The organism is Chamaesiphon polymorphus CCALA 037, assembly GCF_003003845.1.
Lineage (GTDB): Bacteria > Cyanobacteriota > Cyanobacteriia > Cyanobacteriales > Chamaesiphonaceae > Chamaesiphon > Chamaesiphon polymorphus.
This window is the reverse complement of sequence record NZ_PVWO01000563.1, coordinates 1-3,468: the sequence shown is the minus strand read 5'-3', so window position 1 is coordinate 3,468 and position 3,468 is coordinate 1. Positions and strand designations below refer to the sequence as shown.

General features: G+C 48.6%; 7 protein-coding genes. All 7 read left to right on the top strand.

Annotated features, from left to right (window positions below; all coding sequences use genetic code 11):
• Positions 1 to 48: 48 nt before the first annotated feature.
• The 7 genes from rplB to rpsQ all read left to right on the top strand — a co-directional run bounded on the left by rplB (position 49) and on the right by rpsQ (position 3,417).
• Complete coding sequence (rplB, locus tag C7B77_RS26410) at positions 49 to 915, top strand: 50S ribosomal protein L2 (protein WP_106312006.1); 867 nt, start codon at positions 49 to 51, stop codon at positions 913 to 915.
• A gap of 129 nt (positions 916 to 1,044) precedes the next feature.
• On the top strand, positions 1,045 to 1,323 hold the full coding sequence (gene rpsS / locus C7B77_RS26405; RefSeq protein WP_015161717.1) for a 30S ribosomal protein S19: 279 nt from the start codon (positions 1,045 to 1,047) through the stop codon (positions 1,321 to 1,323).
• Positions 1,324 to 1,370: 47 nt separating this feature from the next.
• Positions 1,371 to 1,724 (top strand): 50S ribosomal protein L22, encoded by a 354-nt coding sequence (gene rplV, locus C7B77_RS26400; protein WP_015161718.1) that lies wholly within the window; start codon positions 1,371 to 1,373, stop codon positions 1,722 to 1,724.
• Positions 1,725 to 1,744: 20 nt separating this feature from the next.
• On the top strand, positions 1,745 to 2,485 hold the full coding sequence (gene rpsC / locus C7B77_RS26395; RefSeq protein ID WP_106312003.1) for a 30S ribosomal protein S3: 741 nt from the start codon (positions 1,745 to 1,747) through the stop codon (positions 2,483 to 2,485).
• Positions 2,486 to 2,495: 10 nt separating this feature from the next.
• Positions 2,496 to 2,924 (top strand): 50S ribosomal protein L16, encoded by a 429-nt coding sequence (gene rplP / locus C7B77_RS26390; protein WP_106312000.1) that lies wholly within the window; start codon positions 2,496 to 2,498, stop codon positions 2,922 to 2,924.
• A 1-nt stretch (position 2,925) separates the two neighbouring features.
• Positions 2,926 to 3,132, top strand: a complete 207-nt coding sequence (gene rpmC, locus C7B77_RS26385; protein WP_106311997.1) for a 50S ribosomal protein L29 — start codon at positions 2,926 to 2,928, stop codon at positions 3,130 to 3,132.
• A 39-nt stretch (positions 3,133 to 3,171) separates the two neighbouring features.
• Positions 3,172 to 3,417 carry a 30S ribosomal protein S17 gene (gene rpsQ / locus C7B77_RS26380; protein ID WP_106311993.1) on the top strand — a complete coding sequence of 82 codons (246 nt, stop codon included), beginning with the start codon at positions 3,172 to 3,174 and terminating at the stop codon, positions 3,415 to 3,417.
• Positions 3,418 to 3,468: the final 51 nt, after the last annotated feature.

Genomic DNA, 3,468 nt, shown 5'->3' with positions numbered 1-3,468 from the left:
CCTCTCCCCCTCTCCCCAACCTAATCCCTAATCGTTAACAGCTAAATCATGGGAACCCGTTCTTATCGGCCATATACGCCCAGTACTCGCGAAACCGTAATTTCTGACTTTGCTGAAATTACCGCGAGTTCGCCGGAAAAATCACTCGTTTATAACAAACACCGCGCTAAAGGGCGTAACAATCGCGGTATTATTACCAGTCGTCGTCGCGGTGGCGGTCACAAACGTCTCTATCGTCAAATCGATTTCCGCCGTCAAGACAAAATCAATATCCCCGCACGGGTAGCGACGATCGAATACGATCCCAACCGCAACGCTCGGATCGCCCTCTTATTTTACAAAGACGGCGAAAAACGGTATATCCTGCACCCAGTTGGCTTAGAAGTCGGTACCGAAATCATCACGGGGCCAGAGTCTCCATTTGAAATCGGTAACGCTCTACCCCTAATTAATATTCCACTAGGTACGACAGTACATAGTGTCGAACTTACCGCTGGTAAAGGTGCTCAAATCGCTCGTTCTGCGGGTGCTGCGGCGCAACTAGTGGCTAAAGAAGGCGACTATGTAACTCTGAAAATGCCTTCTGGAGAAGTCCGGATGGTACGCAAAGAATGCTACGCCACCATCGGCCAAGTTGGTAACACTGAAGCACGGAACATGAGTGCGGGTAAAGCCGGACGCAACCGTTGGAAAGGTCGCCGTCCGAAGGTCAGAGGTAGCGTCATGAACCCCTGCGATCACCCACATGGTGGTGGTGAAGGTCGCGCGCCCATCGGTCGTTCTGGCCCAGTTACGCCTTGGGGTAAACCAACTCTGGGCTACAAAACTCGTAAGAAGAAAAAGGCTAGCAGCGAACTCATTATCCGCCGTCGCCGTAAATCCTCGAAACGTGGTAAAGGCGGTCGTCAGAATTAAGAGAGTGGATAGTGGACAGTGGATAGTGGATAGCAGTAAAGAACTATTCATTATCCACTGTCCATCCTCCAGCAAGAGCTGGATAATCTATTCACTATCCACTATCCACTATTCACTATCCACTAAACTATGGGTCGTTCTCTCAAAAAAGGTCCTTTCGTCGCAGATCATCTGATGACAAAGGTAGAAAAAATGAATGCATCTGGTCGTAAAGATGTCATCAAAACTTGGTCGCGGGCTTCCACGATCTTGCCTCAAATGGTCGGTCACACGATCGCGGTACACAACGGTCGTCAACACGTACCTGTCTTTGTTTCCGATCAAATGGTCGGACACAAATTAGGTGAATTTGCGCCCACTCGGAACTATCGTTCCCACTCGAAGGGAGACAAAAAATCCGGCAGATAATTCAAAGTTGATTTGAATTTTAGACTCTGGATTCAAGAGGAAAAATTATGGCGATCGATAACAAAACAGAAATTAAAGCAGTTGCGAAATACATTCGCATGTCTCCCTTTAAAGTGCGCCGCGTACTAGATCAAATTCGGGGACGTTCTTACCGCGAAGCCTTGATTATTCTCGAATTCATGCCTTACAAAGCATGTGAAGAGATTATCAAAGTCTTGCGATCGGCGGTAGCCAATGCCGAGCATAACAATGGGATGAATCCAGCCAAGTTGGTAGTCTCCACTGCCTTTGCCGATGGTGGCCCCGCACTCAAACGCTTCCGCCCCAGAGCGCAAGGTCGCGCTTACAAAATCCGCAAACCGACATGTCACATCACCGTGGCAGTGGCGGAAATGAACTAGGGAGCTATAGAAAAAACAACATGGGACAGAAGATTCATCCGATCGGTTTTAGACTCGGGATCACGCAGGAGCATCGCTCGCGGTGGTATGCCGATACTCGAAAATATTCCGAAGTTCTCCAAGAGGACTACATCATCCGCCAACATATAGAGAAAGACAAGACTCTGGAAACTGCGGGTATTTCTAAGGTGCGGATCGAGCGTAAAGCCGACCAAATCGAACTTGAAATTCACACAGCTCGCCCTGGTGTTGTCGTCGGTCGTCAAGGCAGTGGCATTGAAGTCATCCGTCAAGCATTACTCAAAAAACTCGGTACCGATCGTCAGATTCGGATTAACGTAATTGAGATTGCCAAAGTTGATGCCGATGCAGCTCTAATTGCTGAATTTATCGCGCAACAACTCTCGCGTCGCGTTTCCTTCCGTCGCGTCGTCCGTCAAGCAATTCAACGGGCACAACGAGCCGAAGTTAAAGGGATCAAAATTCAGGTCGGCGGACGGCTTAACGGAGCTGAAATCGCACGTACCGAACAAGCTCGAGAAGGTAGCGTACCTTTGCACACATTGCGTGCAGATATCGATTATGCTTCCAAAACCGCAGATACCACCTATGGCATCATCGGCGTAAAAGTTTGGGTCTTTAAGGGCGAAATCATCCCCGGACAGGAAAATCTAGAAGTACCTAGTGCTGCTCAACCCAAGCGTCGGCAACAGCAACAACGCCGTCGCCAGCAGTTTGAAGACCGCTCTGATGAAGGATAGGAATTGAAAAATGTTAAGTCCTAGAAGAACGAAATTCCGCAAACAACAACGCGGACGCATGACTGGTTTAGCAACCAGAGGAAATGAAATCGCTTTCGGTCAATTTGGATTACAAGCGATCGAACCATCCTGGATCACCTCCCGTCAGATTGAAGCCTGTCGCCGAGCCATGAACCGCTATCTCAAACGCGGTGGTAAAATCTGGATTCGGATTTTCCCCGATAAGCCTGTCACCATGCGCCCAGCAGAAACCCGGATGGGTTCTGGTAAAGGTTCTCCCGAATTTTGGGTAGCAGTTGTCAAACCCGGTCGAATTTTATTCGAGATTGGTGGCGTTCCTGAAGAAACCGCACGGGAATCGATGCGTCTGGCGATGCACAAGCTACCGATTAAGGTCAAATTCATTGTTAAAGCACATTTAGAAGACGAGACGGATTAGTATGGCTCTGCCCAAAATTGCCGATGCAATCGCTCTAACCGATGAAGAACTAGCCGCCGAGATTATCGCTGTCAAACGCACTCTGTTTGACCTGCGCCTCCGCCAAGCTACTCGTCGCTTAGAAAAAACCCACGAATTCAAACATAACCGCCACAAATTAGCGCAGTTAATGACCGTGGAACACCAACGTAAAACCGCCAAGGTTTAGCCCAGTCAACATAACTCAGCCACAGGTACATAACACAAAATGGCAGTCAAAGAAAGAGTTGGCATCGTTGTCAGCACCAAAATGCAAAAAACCGCAGTAGTGTCGATCGAAAACCGTTCCGCGCATGACAAGTACGGAAAAGTAGTCGTCAGAACCAAAAAATACAAGGTTCATGACGAAGAAAATCAGTGCAAAGAAGGCGACAGAGTGCGGATTCTCGAAACCCGCCCCTTAAGCCGCACCAAACGCTGGACACTCGCGGAAATCCTCAGTACCAAAGCCTAGTTGAGTGGTGGAGTACGGGTAGTGGATAGTGAATAGTGAGTAGTCAATAGT

Coding starts and splice junctions, on each gene's coding strand:
- rplB (WP_106312006.1), top strand. CDS start 49: ATGGGAACCCGTTCTTATCGGCCATATACGCCCAGTACTCGCGAAACC.
- rpsS (WP_015161717.1), top strand. CDS start 1,045: ATGGGTCGTTCTCTCAAAAAAGGTCCTTTCGTCGCAGATCATCTGATG.
- rplV (WP_015161718.1), top strand. CDS start 1,371: ATGGCGATCGATAACAAAACAGAAATTAAAGCAGTTGCGAAATACATT.
- rpsC (WP_106312003.1), top strand. CDS start 1,745: ATGGGACAGAAGATTCATCCGATCGGTTTTAGACTCGGGATCACGCAG.
- rplP (WP_106312000.1), top strand. CDS start 2,496: ATGTTAAGTCCTAGAAGAACGAAATTCCGCAAACAACAACGCGGACGC.
- rpmC (WP_106311997.1), top strand. CDS start 2,926: ATGGCTCTGCCCAAAATTGCCGATGCAATCGCTCTAACCGATGAAGAA.
- rpsQ (WP_106311993.1), top strand. CDS start 3,172: ATGGCAGTCAAAGAAAGAGTTGGCATCGTTGTCAGCACCAAAATGCAA.